The sequence below is a fragment of the Micromonospora zhanjiangensis genome, assembly GCF_042650605.1.
Taxonomy (GTDB): domain Bacteria; phylum Actinomycetota; class Actinomycetes; order Mycobacteriales; family Micromonosporaceae; genus Micromonospora_J; species Micromonospora_J zhanjiangensis.
On the sequence record NZ_JBHSBN010000018.1, the window covers coordinates 1 to 19,276 of the forward strand.

The following is a 19,276-nucleotide window of genomic DNA, read 5'->3' on the forward strand; positions in this document are numbered from 1 at the left end:
AGCAGGACTACCCGGACGTGGAGAACTGGATCGGTCCGCTGTTCGTCACCGGCGGTTCCTCCAACGACGGCCAGTACACCAACCCCGAGGTGGACAAGCTCTACAAGGAGGGCACCGCGGCGGCCGACGTCGAGGCGGCGCACGCCAAGTTCGCCGACGCCGTGGCGCTGGTCGACAAGGACGTGCCGTCCATGCCGATCTACTTCTACGGTCAGCAGTCGGGTTACTCCGACAAGCTCAAGAAGGTCGAGCTCAGCGCCAAGGGCCCGATCGACCTGGCCTCGGTCGAACTCAAGTAACGCGATCGTGCCCCGGGTCGGGCCTCACCTATCGGTGGGCCCGGCCCGGGGCCGTCCCCTGCCGAGGGCGCGCGGACCGCGCGCTCGTCGTCGTATCGCTATCCGTGTCGGGCGTCCGACGCGCTGACCTGGAGGACGACCCATGGGCCGTTACTTGTTGAGGCGGCTTCTCCAACTGATCCCGGTGTTCATCGGGACCACATTCATGATCTATTACCTGGTCTGGTCGGTGCCCGGTGATCCGTTCGCCGGCAAGTGTGGCGACCGGCGCTGCCCGGAGCAGTACGTCGCGCAGATGACCGAGAGGTACAAGCTCAACGAGCCGGTCATCGTGCAGTACGGCAACTACATGAAGAACCTGCTCACCGGAGACTTCGGCACCACCTTCGGTGGCCGGTCGGTGAACGACATCATCGCCGCGGCGTACCCGAACACCATCAAGCTCGCCCTGGTGGGTCTCGCCGTCGAGGCGATCATCGGCCTGACCGCCGGCGTGCTCACCGGCCTGCGCCGCAACGGCTTCCTGGACAACCTGGTCCTGGTCTCGACGCTGTTCCTGATCGCGTTGCCGACCTTCGTCACCGGTTTCGTGCTGCAGACCCTGCTCGGTGTCCAGTGGCACATCATCAAGCCGACGGTCTCCAGCGAGGTCCGGTTCGACGAGCTGCTGATACCCGGCCTGGTGCTCGGTAGCATCTCGATGGCGTACATCGCCCGGTTGGCCAGAACGAGCATCGCCGAGAACCGGCGCGCCGACTACGTCCGCACCGCCATCGCCAAGGGCCTGCCGATGCGGCGGGTGGTCGGGGTGCACCTGCTGCGTAACTCGCTGATCCCGGTGATAACGTTCCTCGGCACCGACCTGGGCAGCCTGATGGGCGGCGCCGTCGTGACCGAGGGCATCTTCAACATCAACGGCGTCGGTAGAGAGGTTTTCCGCGGAATCATCACCAAGGAGGGGTCGACGGTGGTCTCCATCGTCGTCATCCTGGTCCTTGTCTATCTGCTGATGAACCTGATCGTGGACCTGCTCTACGCCGCCCTGGACCCGAGGATCCGTTATGAGTGACCCGACCGCCGGATCGATGGTGACCACACCGACCGTGGAGCAGCCTAGCGCGGCGGACACCACCGCGCCGCCGAATAAATCCGGCAAGCGGCGCGCCGACAAGCCGCGTGGTCTGCTCGGTGACGCCTGGTACGACCTGCGGCACAAGCCGATGTTCTGGATCTCGATGGCGTTCATCGCGCTGTTCGTCGTGATGGCGGCCTTCCCGTCGTTGTTCTCCTCGGTGGACCCGACCCAGGGCGACCTGGCCCGCAGCCGGGTCGAGCCGGGCGGCAACGCCTGGTTCGGGTACGACGTGCAGGGCCGGGACGTCTTCGCCCGGGTCATCTACGGCACCCGCGCCTCGATCGTGGTGGCACTGCTGTCCACGCTCGGCACGATCCTGTTCGGCGGTGCGATGGGCATCGTCGCCGGCTACCGCGGTGGCTGGGTGGACGCCCTGCTGTCCCGGATCGCGGACATCTTCTTCGGCCTGCCGTTCCTGCTCGGCGCGATCGTCATCCTCACCACGTTCAACCAGCCGGGCTCGAACAACAGCAAGTTCAAGATCATGATGCTGGTGATCGTGTCGCTGGTGATCCTCACCTGGCCGGTGTCGATGCGGATCATGCGGTCGTCGGTGCTCGCCACCAAGCAGGCGGACTACATCATGGCCGCCCGGGCGCTCGGCGCGGGTGCCGGCCGGATCGTGTTCCGGCACCTGCTGCCGAACTGCCTGGCGCCGTTGCTGGTCTACTCGACGATCCTGATCGGGGCGTTCATCGGTGCCGAGGCGACGCTGTCGTTCCTCGGTGTGGGCCTGCAGTCGCCGGTCGTCTCGTGGGGCATCATGATCAACGAGGCGCAGGACTGGATCCGGGTCTCCCCGTACCTGCTGTACTTCCCGGCCGCGTTCCTCGTCCTCGCCGTGCTCAGCTTCGTGATGCTCGGTGAGGCGGTCCGCGAAGCTCTCGACCCGAAACTCCGGTAGGAGATCCAGTGTCCGACATACTCGTTTCCCAGCGGTCCGGCCCGAGCTCAGAAGGCTCCGGCCGGCCGGCCGGACGGCTGCTCGAGGTCGAAGACCTCCGGGTGGAGTTCCGTACCCGTGACGGCGTCGCCAAGGTCATCAACGGGGTGACCTACCACGTCGACGCGGGAGAGACCCTCGCCGTGCTCGGTGAGTCCGGTTCCGGCAAGAGCGTCACCGCCCAGACCATCATGGGCATCCTCGACACCCCGCCCGGCTTCGTCACCGGCGGCCAGATCCGGTTCCACGGTCGCGACATGCTCAAGATGTCGGCCGAGGAGCGGCGGAAGATCCGCGGCGCGGGCATCGCCATGGTCTTCCAGGACTCGCTGTCCGCGCTGAACCCGGTCTTCAACGTCGGGTTCCAGATCGGGGAGCAGTTCCGCATCCGGCAGGGTCTCAGCCGCCAGGAGGCCAAGAAGCGGGCCGTCGAGATGCTCGACCTGGTCAAGATCCCCAACGCCAAGCAGCGGGTCACCGAGTTCCCGCACCAGTTCTCCGGCGGTATGCGGCAGCGCGTCATGATCGCGATGTCGCTGGCCCTCGACCCGGAGGTGCTGATCGCCGACGAGCCGACCACGGCTCTCGACGTGACGGTGCAGGCGCAGATCATGGACCTGCTCGCCGAACTGCAGCGCGAGCGGCAGATGGGCATGATCCTGATCACCCACGACCTGGGCGTGGTCGCCGACGTGGCGGACCGGATCGCGGTCATGTACGCCGGTCGGATCGTCGAGCAGGCGGACGTCCACGAGCTGTACGCCAACCCGGCCCACCCGTACACGATCGGTCTGCTCAACTCGATCCCGCGGATCGACGAGAAGGGCCAGGAGCTGCGTACGATCAAGGGCCTGCCGCCGAACCTGATGCGGATCCCCACCGGCTGCCCGTTCCATCCGCGCTGCCCCATGGCCCAGCAGGTGTGCCAGGAGAAGGTGCCCCCGCTGCTGCAGCTCGGCGCGAGCCGGGCCAGCGCCTGCCACTTCGCCGAGGAGCTGGTGAACCGTGTCTGAGACGATCCTCGAAGTACGTGACCTGGTCAAGCACTACCCGGTGACCCGGGGCGTGGTCTTCAAGAAGACCATCGGCCAGGTCAAGGCGGTGGACGGGGTCTCCTTCGAGTTGAAGGCGGGGGAGACGCTCGGCATCGTCGGCGAGTCGGGTTGTGGCAAGTCCACGCTGTCCCGGGTGCTGATGAACCTGGAACGGCCGACCGCCGGCAGCGTCCTCTACAAGGGGCAGGACATCTCCCGCTTCAAGGGCAGCGCCCTGCGTCGGATGCGCCGGCAGATCCAGCTGGTCATGCAGGATCCGTACACCTCGTTGAACCCCCGGATGACGGTCGGCGACCTGATCGGCGAGCCGTTCGAGATCCACCCGGAGGTCGCCCCCCGGGGCAGCCGGCGGCAGAAGGTCCGGGAACTGCTGGACGTGGTCGGGCTCAACCCGGAGCACATCAACCGCTACCCGCACCAGTTCTCGGGCGGTCAGCGGCAGCGGATCGGCATCGCCCGGGCGCTGGCCCTGCGGCCGGAGATCATCGTCTGCGACGAGCCGGTGAGCGCCCTGGACGTGTCGATCCAGGCCCAGGTGATGAACCTGCTGGAACAGCTGCAGAGCGAGTTCGGCCTGTCGTACGTCTTCATCGCGCACGACCTGTCGGTGGTCCGGCACCTGTCGGACCGGGTCGCGGTGATGTACCTCGGCAAGATCGCCGAGATCGGCACCGAGGACGAGATCTACGAGCGGCCGACCCACCCGTACACGCAGGCGCTGCTGTCGGCGGTGCCGGTGCCGGACCCGACCAGCCGGGAGAAGAAGGCGATCATCCGGCTGACCGGCGACGTGCCGAGCCCGGCCAACCCGCCGTCGGGTTGCCGGTTCCGCACCCGGTGCTGGAAGGCGCAGGACATCTGCGCCAAGGAGGTGCCGCTGCTCGTCGAGCGGCCCGGCACCGACCACCCCAGCGCCTGCCACTTCGCCGAGAAGCGGGAGATCGTCGCCACGCACGAGGTCTGATCCGCCCGCGCCGGGTCCGTCCGGCCGGGAGCACGGTCCACGAACGCACCAGGGTCTGTCCGTGCCGGACGGGCCCTGGTGCGTTTTCCCGGCCGGGTGGGCTCAGAGCGGGCCGCGGCCCGCGCGCAGGATCAGCAGCCCGAGTTGCGTCCCGTCCGCACCCAGCGCGGTCCGGAACCGGTCCAGGATCTCCCGTTCCCGGGACAGCACGAGCCGGGTGCCGCCGCTGGCGACCCGGGTCGCGCCCACCTGTTGTGACAGGGCGGCCCGCTCCTGCCACAGCGCGATCAGCGTCTCGTCGATCTCGTCGATCCGCTCGCGGATGGCCTGGATGCGTTGGGACGCCTCGGGCGAGTTCGTGCCGGTCTGGGCGCCGGCGGAACCGGTCGAGGAGTCTGCGACGTCGGTAGGCATGTGGTGCTCCCTCGTTGCTGGGGCCACCGTCTGTCCGGATCCCGAAGCGAAAAGCCCCGGGCTCCAAGAGCCCGGGGCTTTCGTAGGTCAGTTGATCAGGCGCGACCCACGGCTGCCGGACTCCCGGAGCCGTAGTAAAAGTAAAATCGCGTCCGCACGCCGTCGAGTATGCCCAAGCCGGGCCGCCTCCCGCAAGCTTTCCCGCAGAGCGGGCGGCCCGCCGGGCGTACCCGGTCCGGGTCGTCACGGGGACGGCCCGGACCGGGTACGGCGTGGCTCAGCCCAGCTTGGTGATCCGGTTGGCGGGTCCCGGGGCGACCGGCGTGCCGGCGCCCAGGTAGCCGACCAGCGCGTCGACGTCGAAGCCGGGTGCGGTGGTCCGGGCGGTGCCGGCCACCGGCAGGGTGGCCACGACGGCCAGGGCGAGGGCGGGCGCCGCGAGATGGCGCAGCACCGACCCGCCGTACGGGGGACCCGGACGGTACGGCGGGCGGCGGGGATGTCGGGCGGTCGGCATAGACTCGCGGTGCGATGCATGCTCTCTTCGAAACCCCACCGTTGCCCGCCAGACCCGCCCGCCCGGTGGCCGCGGCCGGTCTGGACCCCGCAGCGCTGCTGGCCGGACTGAACGGCCCGCAGCGGGACGCGGTCACCCACGCCGGCTCGCCGCTGCTCATCGTCGCCGGTGCCGGCTCGGGCAAGACCCGGGTGCTGACCCACCGGATCGCCTACCTGCTCGCGGCCCGGCAGGTGCATCCGGGCGAGATCATCGCGATCACCTTCACCAACAAGGCCGCCGGTGAGATGAAGGAGCGGGTCGCCGCCCTGGTGGGCCCCCGGGCCCGGTTGATGTGGGTGTCCACCTTTCACTCGGCCTGCGTGCGCATCCTGCGGGCCGAGCACGAGCACGCCGGGCTGAAGTCCACCTTCTCGATCTACGACGCGGACGACTCCCGCCGGCTGATGCAGATGGTCGCCCGGGAGCTGGACCTGGACCCGAAGCGTTACCCGGCCCGCGGGCTGGCCGCACAGGTCTCCAACCTCAAGAACGAGCTGGTCGACCCGGTGGAGTTCGCCGACCGGGCGAAGGGGCCGAACGAGCGCGCCCTGGCCGAGGCGTACGCGCTCTACCAGCGCCGGTTGGTCGAGGCGCACGCGCTCGACTTCGATGACCTGATCATGACGACGGTGCACCTGCTGCAGTCCCACCCGCACGTGGCGGAGAGCTACCGCCGCCGGTTCCGGCACGTCCTGGTGGATGAATACCAGGACACCAACCACGCGCAGTACACACTGGTCAAGGAGCTGGTCGGCGGGTCCGGCGCGGCCGACGGCGGCACCGCCGGGATCGACCCGGCCGAGCTGTGCGTGGTGGGTGACGCCGACCAGTCGATCTACGCCTTCCGGGGCGCCACGATCCGCAACATCCTGGAGTTCGAGCGGGACTTCACCGACGCCCGCACCATCCTGCTGGAGCAGAACTACCGCTCGACCCAGACGATCCTGAACGCCGCCAACGCGGTCATCGACAACAACACCTCCCGCAAGCCGAAGCGGCTGTGGAGCGACGCCGGCGCCGGCGAGCAGATCGTCGGCTTCGTGGCCGACACCGAGCACGCCGAGGCGGACTGGGTGGGTCGGGAGATCGACCGGCTCTGCGACGAGGGCGACACCCGCCCCGGTGACGTGGCCGTCTTCTACCGCACCAACGCGCAGTCCCGGGTCTTCGAGGAGGTGTTCATCCGGGTCGGCCTGCCGTACAAGGTGGTCGGTGGGGTCCGGTTCTACGAACGCAAGGAGGTCCGGGACGCGCTGGCGTACCTCCGTGCCGTGGTCAACGACGACGACACGGTGAGCATCCGGCGGATCCTCAACACCCCCCGCCGGGGCATCGGCGACCGCGCCGAGGCCTGCGTCGAGGCCCTCGCCGGCCGGGACCGGATCTCGTTCGGCGCCGCGCTGCGCCGGGCCGGCGACGCGCCGGGCATCTCCACCCGCGCGGCGAACGCCATCGCCGAGTTCGTGGCCCTGCTGGACGGGGTACGCGAGCTGGCCGCCACGGCGCCGCCCGAGGAGGTGCTGGAGGCGCTGCTGACCCGCTCCGGTTACCTCGCCGAGCTGGAGGAGAGCCTCGACCCGCAGGACGCCGGCCGGGTGGAGAACCTCCAGGAGCTGGTCAGCGTGGCCCGGGAGTACACCGAACGGGCCGAGGCGCTGGCCGAGGAGGGTGGCCCGGGGGCCACCCTGGCCGGGTTCCTCGAACAGGTGGCGCTGGTCGCCGACGCCGACCAGATCCCCGCGGACGATCCCGACCACCAGGGCGTGGTCACCCTGATGACCCTGCACACCGCCAAGGGGCTGGAGTTCCCGGTGGTCTTCCTGACCGGGCTGGAGGACGGCGTCTTTCCGCACCTGCGCTCGCTCGGTGACACCCGGGAGCTGGAGGAGGAGCGCCGGCTCGCCTACGTCGGCATCACCCGGGCCCGCCAGCGGCTCTACCTGTCCCGGGCGGTCACCCGCTCGGCGTGGGGCCAGCCGTCGTACAACCCGGCCTCGCGGTTCCTGGAGGAGCTGCCGGGCGACCTGCTGCGCTGGGAGCGCACCGAGGCCGCGTACACCTCCTGGTCCGGCGGCCGGGGCGGCGTCGGCGGTCGCGGCGCGGCCGGCGACCGGATGCCGGCCGGTCGGGGCGGCGGCTTCGCCGGCGGTACGCCGAAGGCCGCGCAACTCGCCGCCCGGCTCGGCGTCGACGGCAGTCGGCTCGCCACCGCCAGCGAGCTGCCGCAGGCACCGAAGGTCGCCGCCGGGGACCGGGTCAACCACCAGCGGTACGGCCTGGGCCGGGTGCTCGCCGTGGAGGGCCACGGCCCCGGGGCCCGGGCACAGATCGACTTCGGTGACCAGACCATGTGGCTGGTGCTGCGGCACGCCCCGATCGAGAAGCTCTGACCGGGGCGGCGCTCAGCAGCCCAGGTTCACCCCGCGCTGACGCATGAACGGGGTCGGGTCGATCTGGTTCCACAGGGTGCCCTGGTGCACCTCGAAGTGCAGGTGCGGCCCGTTCGCGTCGCCGGTGGCGCCCTCGTAGCCGATGAGCTGTCCGGCCTTGACCCGCTGGCCGACGGCGACCACGGTCCGCTCCTGGTGGGCGTAGTGGGTCAGGTAACCGTTGCCGTGGTCGATCACCACCGAGATGCCGTAGCCGCTGAACGCCCAGCCCGCGTCGGTCACCGTGCCCGCCGCGGCGGCGTGGATCGGCGTACCGGCCGGTTCGGCCAGGTCGATGCCGGCGTGCTGGACGCCGCCGCGCAGGCCGAAGCAGGAGGTCGTCCCGGCGCCCGGCATCGGGCTGACCCAGGCGGGCCGCGGCTTGGGCTTGGGCTTCGGCGTGCTCCTGCGCACCGGTGCCTTGGTGGTGGCCCGGGCGCTGGGGGTGGCGGTGGGGCTCCCCGTGGGGGTTGCCGGTTGCCGGTCGGACCGGTCGGCCCGCTGGGCGGCGTCGGCCCGGGCCTGCACCTCGGCGGCGACCGAGCTGGATGGGGGCGTCTCGCTGGCGGCCCGGTCGGCGGTGGCGAGGGTGACGCCGGTCGCGCCGAGGCCGAGCAGACCGGCCGCGGCGACGGCGCCGATCGCATACCGGCGCCGGCCGGCGGCGTGGCGCGGGGTCCGGTCGTCGTTCGGGGTTGCGCTGTCGGTCGGGATGTTCTCCTGCACGAGCAACCTTCGAGGTCGGGGACACTGACCGGGAGATGGTGGTCGACCCGGTTTGGCCCGGCGCCGCCCGGGTACGGGTTGGGTGACCGTCGCCTCGGCCCGGGTGGTCGGCTATGCCCGTCTTTGAACCCTACTGACCGGTAACCAGCGGGTGTCCCAGGGTGGCGCCGGTCACGGTTTCGGGTGTGGCGAAGGACAACTTCCGGGCTTTCCGCCAGGCACGAAAAAACCGCCCGAACCAGCGGTCCGGGCGGTCGGGCGTGCGACGCCCAGGGTCAGGACGCGGCGCCGAGCGAGTTGTCGGTCTGCAGCTGGATGTCCACACCCCGCTCGGCGAGCCAGGGGATCGGATCCTGCGGAGCGCCGTCGACGTGGATCTCCAGGTGCAGGTGGGAGCCGTACGAGTGGCCCGTGTTGCCCACCAGGCCGAGCTGCTGGCCCGCCTTGACCTGCTGTCCCTCCTGCACCAGCAGCCGGGACGAGTGGCCGTAGATGGACTCGGAGCCGTCCGGGTGCTGCAGGATCACGGCGTAGCCGTAGCCACCGAACCAGCCGGCCTTGACCACCTTGCCGGCGTGGATGGCCTGGTACGGGGTGCCTTCCTTGGCGGACAGGTCGATGCCGGTGTGCAGCTTGCCCCAGCGCACTCCGTAGGGCGCGGTGAAGTTGAAGTCCTCCACCGGCAGCATCCACACGTCCTGCGTGGTGGCCATCGAGCTGGCCAGGTCGGCGCGGTCCACGCCCCGGGAGGCGCGACTGGCGTCGTCGGCCCGGGCGCTGAGGTCGGCCTTGGCGGCGGCGGCGTGCTGCAGGTCCGACAGGACCGAGGGGTCGACCGTCTTGGCGTCCGGCATCCCGGCGGCGCCGAGGGCGACCAGACCGGCACCGACGACGGCACCGGTGACGACCGCTGCGTAGCGGGTGCGGGGAGGGGTGGGAACGCGGCGTCGGCCGCGATATCTATCGGGCTCAGACGACAGGCGCTGACGCACGAACACCCTCCGTTGTCTGCTCGTTGGCGGTTGTCACCGGCCTGGGTTGCGGTGAAATTCCGGTGAAACCTTGTCGCGCATCGGTCCGGTGGGACTGGTGTGACGACCGTCAGCCACGGTAGCCAACCCCTAGTCAAGTCACAAGTTGCACCGCCGAATTCCTGACACGCTGTGTTCCTGTCCGTTCTATATCATCCGGTTTTGTGGTCTTTTGTGGTTGGGCTCGATAGTGGCTATCTGTGACGATGCGTATGACGGCTGGTCATCCGTTCGGCCACCGCTGGCGTCATTCTCCGGGTTTCCCTTAGGGGATTCGGGGTCTGTCCCGGGCCCTGGCCGGCACCCTCGGGCGACGCCGGTGGGTCCGGTCGGGCTCGGTCGGTCGGTTCTCGCACTCTGGTTTCGACCGGGTCGCCCGGGCGCTGTCGGTGGTCCCGGATTCCGTCGCCGGCCGGGCCCGCGTTACCGTTCGTTCAGGTCGTTGCCGGGTATGTCCTCGAAGGGTGTTGCGCTGATGAGCTCACGGACTCGGGTCGTCGTCGCCAAGCCGGGCCTTGACGGGCATGACCGCGGCGCCAAGGTGGTCGCCCGGGCCCTGCGGGACGCGGGCATGGAGGTCATCTACACCGGGCTGCACCAGACGCCCGAGCAGATCGTCGAGGCGGCCATCCAGGAGGACGCCGACGCCGTGGGCCTGTCGGTGCTCTCCGGGGCGCACATGACGCTCTTCCGGCGGGTGGTGGAGCTGCTAGCCGAGCGGGACGCCCAGGACATGGTCGTGTTCGGTGGCGGGATCATCCCCGAGGCCGACATTCCCGAGCTGGAACGGCTCGGCGTCGCCAAGATCTTCACTCCGGGCGCGACCACGCAGTCGATCGTCGAGTGGGTCCGCGAACACGTCGGCCAGCCGGTCGGCTGAGCCCGACCGCGTCGTACCGCCAGGATCCGGATCGCGGCGTGCCGTCGGGGTCCGGCCGCGGCGTGGCCGTCGGGGTCCGGTCGGGTTTGGACAGGGGGAGGGGCCGGACGCACCCCTCACACGTCCGGCCCCTCTATGCACGATGCCCCGCCGCCACCCCTCGACCGACAGGGCATCGGCCGCCTGTCATCGCGCTGATCAGCGCTCCGACACAGAACTCAACGACGGGTCGCGGACGGGGTTACGCGGGTTGCCGGTCGGATCACCGGAAGATTTCCGGCGGCCCGGGCGCGAGCACCACCGCGTGTGGATTACCGCACACCGCGTACCCGCTCGGTTGCCGGTATCGGCGTCCTCGCTAGGCTGCGGCCGACGGCCTGTTTCACTCAACAACAGGGGTCAACTCTTTTTTCACGCTGGCGGCGGCGCGACGGCGCGCCGCGGAGACGGGACGGGACGCGCAATCGTGGACCTGTACGAATACCAGGGGCGCGAGCTGTTCGAGCGGCACGGATTGCCCGTGCTCGCCGGCGGCGTCGCCACTACCCCGGAGGAGGCCCGCGCGATCGCCGATCGCCTCGGCGGCCGAGTGGTCGTCAAGGCCCAGGTAAAGGTCGGCGGCCGGGGCAAGGCCGGTGGGGTCAAGCTCGCCGAGGGGCCGGACGAGACGGTGGCCCGGGCCACCGACATCCTCGGCATGGACATCAAGGGCCACACGGTCCACAAGGTCATGATCACGGTGACCGCGGACATCGCCGAGGAGTACTACTTCTCCTACCTGCTGGACCGGGCGAACCGCACCTTCCTGTGCATCGCCAGCGTCGCCGGCGGCATGGACATCGAGCAGGTCGCGGCCGAGACCCCGGACAAGGTGGTCAAGGTCGCGATCGACGCGAACACCGGGGTGGACCGGACCAAGGCGCGGGAGATCGTCGACGCGGCCGGCTTCCCGGCCGACGTCGCGGACCAGATCACCGAGATCGCCGTCGGCCTGTGGCAGGCGTTCGTCGCCGAGGACGCCACGCTGGTCGAGGTGAACCCGCTGGCCCGGACCGCGGACGGCACGGTCCTGCTGCTGGACGCCAAGATCACGCTGGACGCCAACGCCGCGTTCCGGCACCCCGACCACGAGGCCCTGGTCGACCAGGCCACGGTCGACCCGCTGGAGCAGCGGGCCAAGGAGAAGGACCTCAACTACGTCAAGCTGGACGGTGAGGTCGGCATCATCGGCAACGGCGCGGGGCTGGTCATGTCCACCCTCGACGTGGTGGCCTACGCGGGTGAGCGGCACGGTGGGGTCAAGCCGGCGAACTTCCTCGACATCGGCGGTGGCGCCAGCGCCGCCGTGATGGCCAACGGCCTGGAGATCGTGCTGTCCGACCCCTCGGTCAAGAGCGTGTTCGTCAACGTCTTCGGCGGCATCACCGCCTGCGACGAGGTCGCCAACGGCATCATCCAGGCGCTGGCCCTGCTGGAGCAGCGCGGCGAGCAGGTGACCAAGCCGCTGGTCGTCCGGCTGGACGGCAACAACGCCGAGGCCGGGCGGGCGATCCTGGAAGGCGCGGCCAACCCGCTCGTCGAGCGGGTCGACACCATGGATGGAGCGGCCGAGCGGGCCGCCGAGCTCGCGGCTGCGGGGGTCTGACAATGGCAATCTGGCTGACCAAGGACTCGAAGGTCATCGTCCAGGGGATGACCGGATCCGAGGGGTCCAAGCACACCCGACGGATGCTGGCCGCCGGCACCACCGTGGTCGGTGGGGTCAACCCGCGTAAGGCGGGGCAGACCGTCGACTTCGACGGCACCGAACTTCCGGTGTTCGCGAGCGTCGCCGACGCCATGGCCGCCACCGGTGCGGACGCCACCGTCATCTTCGTGCCGCCGCAGTTCACCAAGGCCGCGGTGATCGAGGCCATCGACGCCGGCATCGACCTCGCCGTGGTGATCACCGAGGGCGTGCCGGTGCACGACACGGCCGCCTTCTGGGCGTACAACGTCGCGCAGGGCGGGCGGACCCGGATCATCGGTCCGAACTGCCCGGGCATCGCCTCGCCGGGCGCGTCGAACGCCGGCATCATCCCGGCCGACATCACCGGCGCCGGCCGGATCGGCCTGGTCAGCAAGAGCGGCACGCTGACCTACCAGATGATGTACGAGCTGCGCGACATCGGCTTCTCCACCTGCGTCGGCATCGGCGGTGACCCGATCATCGGCACCACCCACATCGACGCGCTGAAGGCGTTCCAGGACGACCCGGAGACCGACGCGATCGTGATGATCGGTGAGATCGGCGGCGACGCCGAGGAGCGGGCCGCCGAGTTCATCAAGGCCAACGTGACCAAGCCGGTGGTCGGCTACATCGCCGGCTTCACCGCGCCCCCCGGCAAGACCATGGGACACGCCGGCGCGATCATCTCCGGTTCGGCCGGCACGGCCGACGCGAAGAAGGAAGCGCTGGAGGCGGTCGGCGTCAAGGTCGGCAAGACGCCGACCGAGACCGCCAACCTGATGCGGGAGATCATGTCCGGCAGCTGAGCGACAGGCACGCAAAGCGGGGGCCGGCACAGCCGGCCCCCGCTTCGTCGTCCCACCACCGGCCGATCCGGCCGACGGCGGCAAATCAGCGCCAGTACGGGTAGGAGCCGGTGGCCCGCAGGACGAGGCTGGCGACCAGGTTGATCACGCCCACCGCGATGGCCACGTACCCGAGCGTCGGCGAGCTGCCGTACCGCTTGGCGTCCCGGATCGACAGGTAGCCGAACAGGAACCCGAGCAGTCCACAGCAGATCAGGCCGAGCACGATGCCGAGAACGCCCCACAGGACCGAACGGTCGTTGCCGGCGCGCGGCTGTGCGGGATATGGACCAGTCATCCGGACCTCCGGCCTGCCGACGTCTCATGATCGAACTCCCGGCACCGAGGCTAATCCGGTACCTGGCGGTTGGGGCGGATATTCGGAGAAAGTCACCGACGCGAGGCGGTGGTGTCGACCCCCTCGGAAGCGGGTGACGTGCCAGAGTAGGGCTCAATGTCTGCCGTCACCCCCGATCACCCCCACCGTCCAGGTCGGCCGGACGTCGATCCGCCGGCTCGGCTCGGGCCGGCCGCACGTCGGCCCGAGCGGCCGGACGTCGGCAGGTCCGGTCCGCGCCGGGCACCGCTGATCGTCGCGGCCGCCGTGGCCACCGGCTGGGCGGCCCTGGTGTCGTACCTGCCGGTGGCGCTGGTGATGGGACTCGCCCGGTTCGCCGGGGAGGCGACCACCCCGGTCGGAGCCGCCCGGGTCGGCCTCGCCGCCTGGCTGCTCGGGCACGGCGTACCGCTGCAGACCAGCGCCGGGCCGCTGGCCCTGCCGCCGCTCGCGCTGGGCGCGTTCGCCGCCTGGCGGGTGGCCCGGGCCGGACTGCACGTCAGCCGGGCCGCCGGCAACCGGCGGGGCGGGTCACCGCCGGGCCGGGCGCTCGGCGTCGCGGTCACGGTAGGCCTCTGGTACGGGCTGCTGGGTGCCCTTGCCGCGTCGCTCGTCGCCGACGACGCACCGGTCGCCGACCCGCTGCGGGCCGGGCTCACCCTGGCCGGGTTCGGTGCGGCGGCCGCCCTGGTCGGCGCCCTGCGCCGGACCGGCGTGCTGAGCCTGCTGGCCCGGTCCACCCCGGCCGTGCTGCGGGACGGGGTACGTACCGGTCTGGTCGCCGCGCTGCTGGTGCTCGCCGCCGGGGCGGCGGTCGCCGGGCTGGCGGTGGCGACCGGGGGCGGCGAGGCCAGCGACATGATCGCCGCCTACCGGACCGGGGTCACCGGGCAGGCCGGCATCACCCTGGTCAGCCTGGCCTACTCGCCCAACGCCGCCGTCTGGGCCGCCTGTTACCTGCTCGGACCCGGGTTCGCGGTCGGCGTGGGCACCGCCGTGCGGACCACCGAGGTCACCCTCGGCGGGCTGCCCGCCGTACCGCTGTTGGCCGGCCTTCCGCACGGCCCGGTCGGTGGCTTCGGGGCGGCCCTGCTGTTGGTGCCGGTGCTCGCCGGGATCGGTGCCGGCGTGCTGCTGTACCGGCGGATCCGGCGGTCGACCGGGCCGGGGGCGGGCACCGAGGTCGGGTGGGGACCGCTGCTCGGCGCGGCGGCCACGGCCGGTCCGGTGGCGGCCGTGCTGCTCGGCCTCGCGGCGCTGGTCTCCGGCGGTTCGCTCGGCGCCGGTCGGCTGGCCCGGATCGGTCCGGTGAGCTGGCAGGTCGCCCTGGTCGCCGCGCTGGTGGTGGCGGTCGGAGCGATGATCGGTGCCGCCGCCGTGCGGGCCTTCGCCACCCCCGACCGCGGCGACACCCGCGGCCGCGGTTGAGCCACCCGGCCGGCCGTGGTTCGCCGGCCACCCCGACCCCGGGGACGCGGCCCGGCGGGATCGCCGGGTGGCGCCCGGCCGGTGTGTGCGGCGGCCCGGCGGGATCGCCGGGTGGCGCCCGGCCGGTGTGTGCGGCGGCCCGGCGGGATCGCCGGGTGGCGCCCGGCCGGTGTGTATGGCGGCCGGGTGAGTTCGCGGAGTGGGGCCGGCCGGGAAAGCGGGACGGGGCGTCCCGGATCCGGGACGCCCCGCCAGGTGCGGTGGGTGGAGGTCAGTTGCCGATCGTGCCCGGCAGGCTGACCCGGGCCACCACGCTGAGGATGATCAGCACGATGCCGAGCGCCGCGGCGCTCGCGCCGCAGATCAGTCCGGCCATGGCCTGGCCCCGGTTCGAGGCGAGCCCCTGGTCCGCCTTCTGCTTGCCGAGGAAGCCCAGCACCGCCGCGGCGATACCGACCAGGATGCCGACGTTGAAGCAGCAGAGCAGCGGAATCGCCGCGATGCCGAGGATCATCGACAGCAGGCCGAGGGTGTTGTTCTGACCCTGGCCCGGCTGCCCGTACGCCGGGTAGCCGGGAGCGGCCCCGTACGGCTGTCCCGAGGCGGGCTGGCCGTACGGATCCTGGCCGTACTGGGGCTGCCCCGAGACGGGTTGGCCGTACGGCTGGCCCGACGTGGGTTGGCCGTACTGGGGCTGGCCCGACGGGTCCTGGCCGTACTGCGGTTGCCCGTACTGCGGCTGGCCGTACGGGTCCTGACCATAGGGCTGGCCGGAGGTGGGACCTTGTTGCCCGTACGCCGGCTGTCCCGAGGTCGGCTGGCCGTACGGCTGCTGCGCGTACGGGTCGTGGTGCTGCGGCGCAGTCGGGTCCTGGGACGGCGGCTGCTGGCCGTACGGGTCCTGGCCGGGGTAGCCGGGCTGCATGGAAGCTCCTAACTAGGCAGTGGCTCAGTAGCTGCTCGCGGAGTTCGCCGCGCTGGCGAGGACCACGAAATAGATGATGCAGCAGATGATGCTGACGGCCCACAGGCAGGCGCCGATGATCAGAGCCAGCTTCGACCACTTCTTGGACTCGGCCGCGGCGGCCTGGGCCCCGGCGTAGTCACCCTGCTGGAGAGCCGGGTTGACCTTGGAGGCGTTGATGATGGCGGGAATCGCCAGCGGCCAGCACAGGAAGATCGCGACGATGGACATCGTCATGTTGTTGTCGATCTGCTGCGGCTGCTGTGAGGGGTAGCCGGGTTGCATTGGTTGACGAACTCCTCAAGAGCGCTACTCAACGTCAATATAATATGACGGTGAGTGTGGATGGGTTCGGGCCTCATTGCCCGAGCGACCGGCAGCGTACCTGCTCAATGCCACTGGCGGGGGCCCGCGAACGGCGACATGCCGATGGGAGCGGTCCCGGCCGGTTCTCCGGATGAAATCCGGCGGTGCCGCCGACCGCCCGGACCGGTGCGCCGGTTAGGGTGCTGAGCGTGACTGAGCCCGGATCGGCCGCCCGCGTCGTCGTACTGGTCTCCGGATCGGGCAGCAATCTCCAGGCGCTTCTGGACGCCGGCCGCGACCCGGCGTACGGCGCTCGGGTCGTCGCGGTCGGCGCGGACCGGGACGGTATCACGGGTCTGGAGCGTGCCGAGGCGGCAGGACTGCCGACCTTCGTCTGCCCGGTCAGGTCCTATCCCAGTCGCGAGGACTGGGACCGGGCGCTCACCGAGCGGGTCGCCGAGTACCGGCCCGACCTGGTCGTCTCCGCCGGTTTCCTGAAGCTCGTCGGCGCGCACTTCCTCGCCGCCTTCGGCGACCGATACCTGAACACCCACAACGCCCTGCTGCCCGCGTTCCCCGGGATCCACGGCCCGCGGGACGCGCTCGCATACGGCGTCAAGGTCGCCGGGGCGACCCTGTTCTTCGTCGACGCGGGCGTCGACACCGGCCCGATCGTCGCCCAGGTGGCGGTGCCGGTGCTCGACGACGACGACGAGGACACCCTCACCGAACGCATCAAGCAGGCCGAGCGGCAGCAGTTGGTCGAGCAGGTCGGCCGGCTGGTCCGCGAGGGCTGGACCATCACCGGACGAAAGGTCTCGATCGGCGTGAGCAACCCCTCCTCGGACGGCCGCCGTCCGGTCCGGCGCGCCCTGGTCAGCGTGTACGACAAGGCCGGACTGACCGACCTCGCGCAGGCTCTGCACAACGCCGGGGTGGAGATCGTCTCCACCGGCAGCACCGCCGGGGTCATCTCGGCGGCCGGCATCCCGGTCACCCCGGTCGAGGAGGTCACCGGCTTCCCGGAGTGCCTCGGCGGGCGGGTCAAGACCCTGCACCCGAAGGTGCACGCCGGCCTGCTGGCCGACCTGCGCCTGGACGACCACGTCCGGCAGTTGGACGAGTTGGGCGTCCGGCCGTTCGACCTGCTGGTGTCCAACCTCTACCCGTTCCGGGAGACGGTGGCCGCCGGCGCGAGCCCGGACGAGTGCGTCGAGCAGATCGACATCGGCGGTCCGGCGATGGTGCGGGCGGCCGCCAAGAACCACGCCTCGGTGGCCGTGGTGACCAGCCCCGCCGCGTACCCGATGGTGTTGCGCGCCCTGGCCGGCGGCGGCTTCACCCTCGCCGAGCGCCGCGCGTTCGCGGCGCGGGCCTTCGCCGACATCGCCGAGTACGACGTGGCGGTGGCCAACTGGTTCGCGGCGACGGCGGAGCCCGCGGCGGCCTCGGCACCCGCGGCGCCCGAGCGGGACTGGCCCGAGTTCGCCGGCCTCGCCCTGGGTCGGCGCGCCACCCTGCGGTACGGGGAGAACCCGCACCAGCGGGCGGCGCTCTACACCGATCCGGACGCGCCGGCCGGGCTGGCCCAGGCCGAGCAGCTGCACGGCAAGGAGATGTCCTACAACAACTACGTCGACGCCGACGCGGCGTGGCGGTCGGCCAACGACTTCGGCCCGGACCTGCCGGCGGTCGCCATCATCAAGCACGCCAACCCGTGCGGCATCGCCACCGGCACGGACGTGGCCGAGGCCCACCGCAAGGCGCACGCCTGTGACCCGGTCTCCGCGTACGGCGGGGTGATCGCCGTGAACGGCACCGTCTCGGTCGAGCTGGCCAAGCAGATCGCGGACGTCTTCACCGAGGTGGTCGTCGCGCCCGACTTCGCGGCCGAGGCGATCGAGGTGCTCTCCGGCAAGAAGAACCTGCGGCTGCTGCGGGCACCGGCCTGGCGCCCGCAGCCGGCCGAGTGGCGGCAGGTCAGCGGCGGCGTACTGGTGCAGTTGGCCGATCGGATCGACGCCCCCGGCGACAACCCGGACAGCTGGCGGCTGGTAGCCGGCGACCCGGCGGACGCCGAGACGCTGCGCGACCTGGCGTTCGCCTGGCGGGCGATCCGTTCGGTGAAGAGCAACGCCATCCTGCTGGCCCGCGACGGGGCCACCGTCGGGGTGGGGATGGGACAGGTCAACCGGGTCGACTCGGCGTACCTGGCGGTCAGCCGCGCCGGTGCCGAGCGGGCGCGGGGCGCGGTGGCCGCGTCGGACGCCTTCTTCCCGTTCGCGGACGGCCTGCAGGTGCTCATCGACGCGGGGGTCCGGGCCGTCGTGCAGCCCGGCGGCTCGGTACGCGACGAGGAGGTCCTGGCCGCCGCCCAGGCCGCCGGCGTCAGCATGTACCTCACCGGCACCCGCCACTTCTTCCACTGACCGACACCGCACCCTCCCGCGCACCGGGCTGTGCCCCCGTTGGGTCGCACGGGATCGGGCGGCCGGTCAGGCCGAGCGGAGGGTCAGGGCAGCGGTGCCGCCGTCCGCGCGGGCGGCCCGGATGACCCAGCAACCGGCGAGCGGGAAGGTCCAACCGGTGCCCCACTCGTCGCCGGGTCGGGTCCAGGTGCTGCCGCCGTGCTTGTCCGGGCCCCACTGCGGCCGGACCTGCCGCCCGTCGGGCCCGGTCGCGAGGACGGCCAGGTCACCGTCGCCGGTCATCCGTAGCACGATCTTGACTTCCCGACCGGCGGGGATGCCGCCCTGGTGGTCGGGGGTGAGGAACAGCAGCGCCCACAACGACCGGTCGCCGGCGCCCTCGACCTCGAAACCGTTCGGACCGGGGGAGTAGCGGGGGCCGGCCGGACAGGCCGGCGCCGGCCCGCCGGTGGGTGGCACGGGCGCGGCGCCGGCCGCCAGCGGGCTGCCCGCCGCCGGTGAGCCGGCGGTCGTCGACGCTGGTACGGCGCTCGTCGCCGGACCGGTGGTCGACGGTGGTGTGGCGCCCGGGGTGCAGCCGGCGAGCAGCAGGAGCGGCGCGAGTAACAGCTGTGCCCGGCGGGCCCGGACCGGCCGGTGCACCGATGGCGATCCAGGCGGGGGAGGGGTGTGCGGCGGTCGACTCATGCCCATCACGAGTCCGCCCTCCGTCTCCCGGTTCCATTCCCGGTTCCCGCGTGCCGATCGGCGGGTGACGGCATCGGGTGGTGGCGGTCCGGCCGGGTGGCGCGCGTGAGACGATC

Annotated in this window: 18 protein-coding genes and 2 pseudogenes; 12 read left to right on the forward strand and 8 right to left on the reverse strand. The window is 71.3% G+C overall.

The window, feature by feature from the left end; genetic code table 11:
- The 5 genes and pseudogenes from ACFOX0_RS22690 to ACFOX0_RS22710 form a co-directional block, all read left to right on the forward strand.
- Positions 1–299: pseudogene (locus tag ACFOX0_RS22690) on the forward strand (ABC transporter substrate-binding protein); the annotation flags it as partial.
- 142 nt (positions 300–441) lie between these two features.
- A complete protein-coding gene (locus ACFOX0_RS22695; RefSeq protein ID WP_377549387.1) occupies positions 442–1,368 on the forward strand; it encodes an ABC transporter permease in 927 nt (308 codons plus the stop codon).
- Positions 1,361–2,338, forward strand: coding sequence for an ABC transporter permease (locus ACFOX0_RS22700; protein ID WP_377549389.1), 978 nt, complete (start codon positions 1,361–1,363; stop codon positions 2,336–2,338). The genes ACFOX0_RS22695 and ACFOX0_RS22700 overlap by 8 nt, the downstream gene beginning before the upstream one ends.
- A gap of 8 nt (positions 2,339–2,346) precedes the next feature.
- Positions 2,347–3,390, forward strand: coding sequence for an ABC transporter ATP-binding protein (locus ACFOX0_RS22705; protein WP_377549391.1), 1,044 nt, complete (start codon positions 2,347–2,349; stop codon positions 3,388–3,390).
- On the forward strand, positions 3,383–4,396 hold the full coding sequence (locus ACFOX0_RS22710) for an ABC transporter ATP-binding protein (protein ID WP_377549393.1): 1,014 nt from the start codon (positions 3,383–3,385) through the stop codon (positions 4,394–4,396). The genes ACFOX0_RS22705 and ACFOX0_RS22710 overlap by 8 nt, the downstream gene beginning before the upstream one ends.
- Before the next feature lie 102 nt (positions 4,397–4,498).
- On the opposite strand, the gene ACFOX0_RS22715 is transcribed toward ACFOX0_RS22710, so the two are convergent.
- Together ACFOX0_RS22715 and ACFOX0_RS22720 are read right to left on the reverse strand one after the other, a co-directional pair.
- Positions 4,499–4,810 carry a chorismate mutase gene (locus tag ACFOX0_RS22715; RefSeq protein WP_377549395.1) on the reverse strand — a complete coding sequence of 104 codons (312 nt, stop codon included), beginning with the start codon at positions 4,808–4,810 and terminating at the stop codon, positions 4,499–4,501.
- Between the two features lie 277 nt (positions 4,811–5,087).
- Positions 5,088–5,264 carry a hypothetical protein gene (locus tag ACFOX0_RS22720; protein ID WP_377549397.1) on the reverse strand — a complete coding sequence of 59 codons (177 nt, stop codon included), beginning with the start codon at positions 5,262–5,264 and terminating at the stop codon, positions 5,088–5,090.
- A 77-nt stretch (positions 5,265–5,341) separates the two neighbouring features.
- Here ACFOX0_RS22720 and pcrA point away from each other — a divergent pair, with 77 nt between their 5' ends.
- Positions 5,342–7,759, forward strand: a complete 2,418-nt coding sequence (gene pcrA, locus ACFOX0_RS22725) for a DNA helicase PcrA (RefSeq protein ID WP_377549399.1) — start codon at positions 5,342–5,344, stop codon at positions 7,757–7,759.
- Positions 7,760–7,771: 12 nt separating this feature from the next.
- Here the strand turns inward: pcrA and ACFOX0_RS22730 are convergent, their stop codons facing one another.
- Both ACFOX0_RS22730 and ACFOX0_RS22735 read right to left on the reverse strand, forming a co-directional pair.
- Positions 7,772–8,524 (reverse strand): M23 family metallopeptidase, encoded by a 753-nt coding sequence (locus ACFOX0_RS22730; protein WP_377549401.1) that lies wholly within the window; start codon positions 8,522–8,524, stop codon positions 7,772–7,774.
- 275 nt (positions 8,525–8,799) lie between these two features.
- Complete coding sequence (locus tag ACFOX0_RS22735) at positions 8,800–9,516, reverse strand: M23 family metallopeptidase (protein ID WP_377549403.1); 717 nt, start codon at positions 9,514–9,516, stop codon at positions 8,800–8,802.
- A 514-nt stretch (positions 9,517–10,030) separates the two neighbouring features.
- On the opposite strand from ACFOX0_RS22735, the gene ACFOX0_RS22740 reads away from it, so the two are divergent.
- From ACFOX0_RS22740 to sucD, 3 genes are all read left to right on the forward strand, one after another.
- Positions 10,031–10,435 (forward strand): cobalamin B12-binding domain-containing protein, encoded by a 405-nt coding sequence (locus ACFOX0_RS22740; RefSeq protein WP_377549405.1) that lies wholly within the window; start codon positions 10,031–10,033, stop codon positions 10,433–10,435.
- A gap of 466 nt (positions 10,436–10,901) precedes the next feature.
- Positions 10,902–12,080 (forward strand): ADP-forming succinate--CoA ligase subunit beta, encoded by a 1,179-nt coding sequence (gene sucC, locus ACFOX0_RS22745; protein WP_377549407.1) that lies wholly within the window; start codon positions 10,902–10,904, stop codon positions 12,078–12,080.
- 2 nt (positions 12,081–12,082) lie between these two features.
- The gene (gene sucD / locus ACFOX0_RS22750; RefSeq protein ID WP_377549409.1) at positions 12,083–12,970 is read left to right on the forward strand and encodes a succinate--CoA ligase subunit alpha; all 888 of its coding nucleotides are present in this window, start codon (positions 12,083–12,085) and stop codon (positions 12,968–12,970) included.
- 85 nt (positions 12,971–13,055) lie between these two features.
- Here the strand turns inward: sucD and ACFOX0_RS22755 are convergent, their stop codons facing one another.
- On the reverse strand, positions 13,056–13,307 hold the full coding sequence (locus ACFOX0_RS22755) for a DUF4190 domain-containing protein (RefSeq protein WP_377549411.1): 252 nt from the start codon (positions 13,305–13,307) through the stop codon (positions 13,056–13,058).
- 156 nt (positions 13,308–13,463) lie between these two features.
- Here ACFOX0_RS22755 and ACFOX0_RS22760 point away from each other — a divergent pair, with 156 nt between their 5' ends.
- Positions 13,464–14,774 carry a cell division protein PerM gene (locus ACFOX0_RS22760; protein WP_377549413.1) on the forward strand — a complete coding sequence of 437 codons (1,311 nt, stop codon included), beginning with the start codon at positions 13,464–13,466 and terminating at the stop codon, positions 14,772–14,774.
- A 271-nt stretch (positions 14,775–15,045) separates the two neighbouring features.
- On the opposite strand, the gene ACFOX0_RS22765 is transcribed toward ACFOX0_RS22760, so the two are convergent.
- Entirely contained in the window at positions 15,046–15,699 is a 654-nt protein-coding gene (locus tag ACFOX0_RS22765; protein WP_377549415.1) for a DUF4190 domain-containing protein, read from the reverse strand.
- Positions 15,700–15,723: 24 nt separating this feature from the next.
- A complete protein-coding gene (locus ACFOX0_RS22770) occupies positions 15,724–16,023 on the reverse strand; it encodes a CD225/dispanin family protein (protein WP_377549417.1) in 300 nt (99 codons plus the stop codon).
- Positions 16,024–16,253: 230 nt separating this feature from the next.
- Between ACFOX0_RS22770 and purN the strand changes: the two are divergent.
- Both purN and purH read left to right on the forward strand, forming a co-directional pair.
- Positions 16,254–16,871 (forward strand): annotated as a pseudogene (gene purN, locus ACFOX0_RS22775) (phosphoribosylglycinamide formyltransferase); the annotation flags it as partial.
- The gene (gene purH / locus ACFOX0_RS22780) at positions 16,872–18,473 is read left to right on the forward strand and encodes a bifunctional phosphoribosylaminoimidazolecarboxamide formyltransferase/IMP cyclohydrolase (RefSeq protein ID WP_377549600.1); all 1,602 of its coding nucleotides are present in this window, start codon (positions 16,872–16,874) and stop codon (positions 18,471–18,473) included. It abuts the pseudogene before it with no gap.
- 66 nt (positions 18,474–18,539) lie between these two features.
- Here purH and ACFOX0_RS22785 read toward each other — a convergent pair whose 3' ends face one another.
- Complete coding sequence (locus ACFOX0_RS22785) at positions 18,540–19,115, reverse strand: hypothetical protein (protein WP_377549419.1); 576 nt, start codon at positions 19,113–19,115, stop codon at positions 18,540–18,542.
- Between the last annotated feature and the right edge of the window lie 161 nt (positions 19,116–19,276).

Coding starts and splice junctions, on each gene's coding strand:
- ACFOX0_RS22695 (WP_377549387.1), top strand. CDS start 442: ATGGGCCGTTACTTGTTGAGGCGGCTTCTCCAACTGATCCCGGTGTTC.
- ACFOX0_RS22700 (WP_377549389.1), top strand. CDS start 1,361: ATGAGTGACCCGACCGCCGGATCGATGGTGACCACACCGACCGTGGAG.
- ACFOX0_RS22715 (WP_377549395.1), bottom strand. CDS start 4,810: ATGCCTACCGACGTCGCAGACTCCTCGACCGGTTCCGCCGGCGCCCAG.
- pcrA (WP_377549399.1), top strand. CDS start 5,342: ATGCATGCTCTCTTCGAAACCCCACCGTTGCCCGCCAGACCCGCCCGC.
- ACFOX0_RS22740 (WP_377549405.1), top strand. CDS start 10,031: ATGAGCTCACGGACTCGGGTCGTCGTCGCCAAGCCGGGCCTTGACGGG.
- sucD (WP_377549409.1), top strand. CDS start 12,083: ATGGCAATCTGGCTGACCAAGGACTCGAAGGTCATCGTCCAGGGGATG.
- ACFOX0_RS22755 (WP_377549411.1), bottom strand. CDS start 13,307: ATGACTGGTCCATATCCCGCACAGCCGCGCGCCGGCAACGACCGTTCG.
- ACFOX0_RS22760 (WP_377549413.1), top strand. CDS start 13,464: ATGTCTGCCGTCACCCCCGATCACCCCCACCGTCCAGGTCGGCCGGAC.
- ACFOX0_RS22765 (WP_377549415.1), bottom strand. CDS start 15,699: ATGCAGCCCGGCTACCCCGGCCAGGACCCGTACGGCCAGCAGCCGCCG.
- ACFOX0_RS22770 (WP_377549417.1), bottom strand. CDS start 16,023: ATGCAACCCGGCTACCCCTCACAGCAGCCGCAGCAGATCGACAACAAC.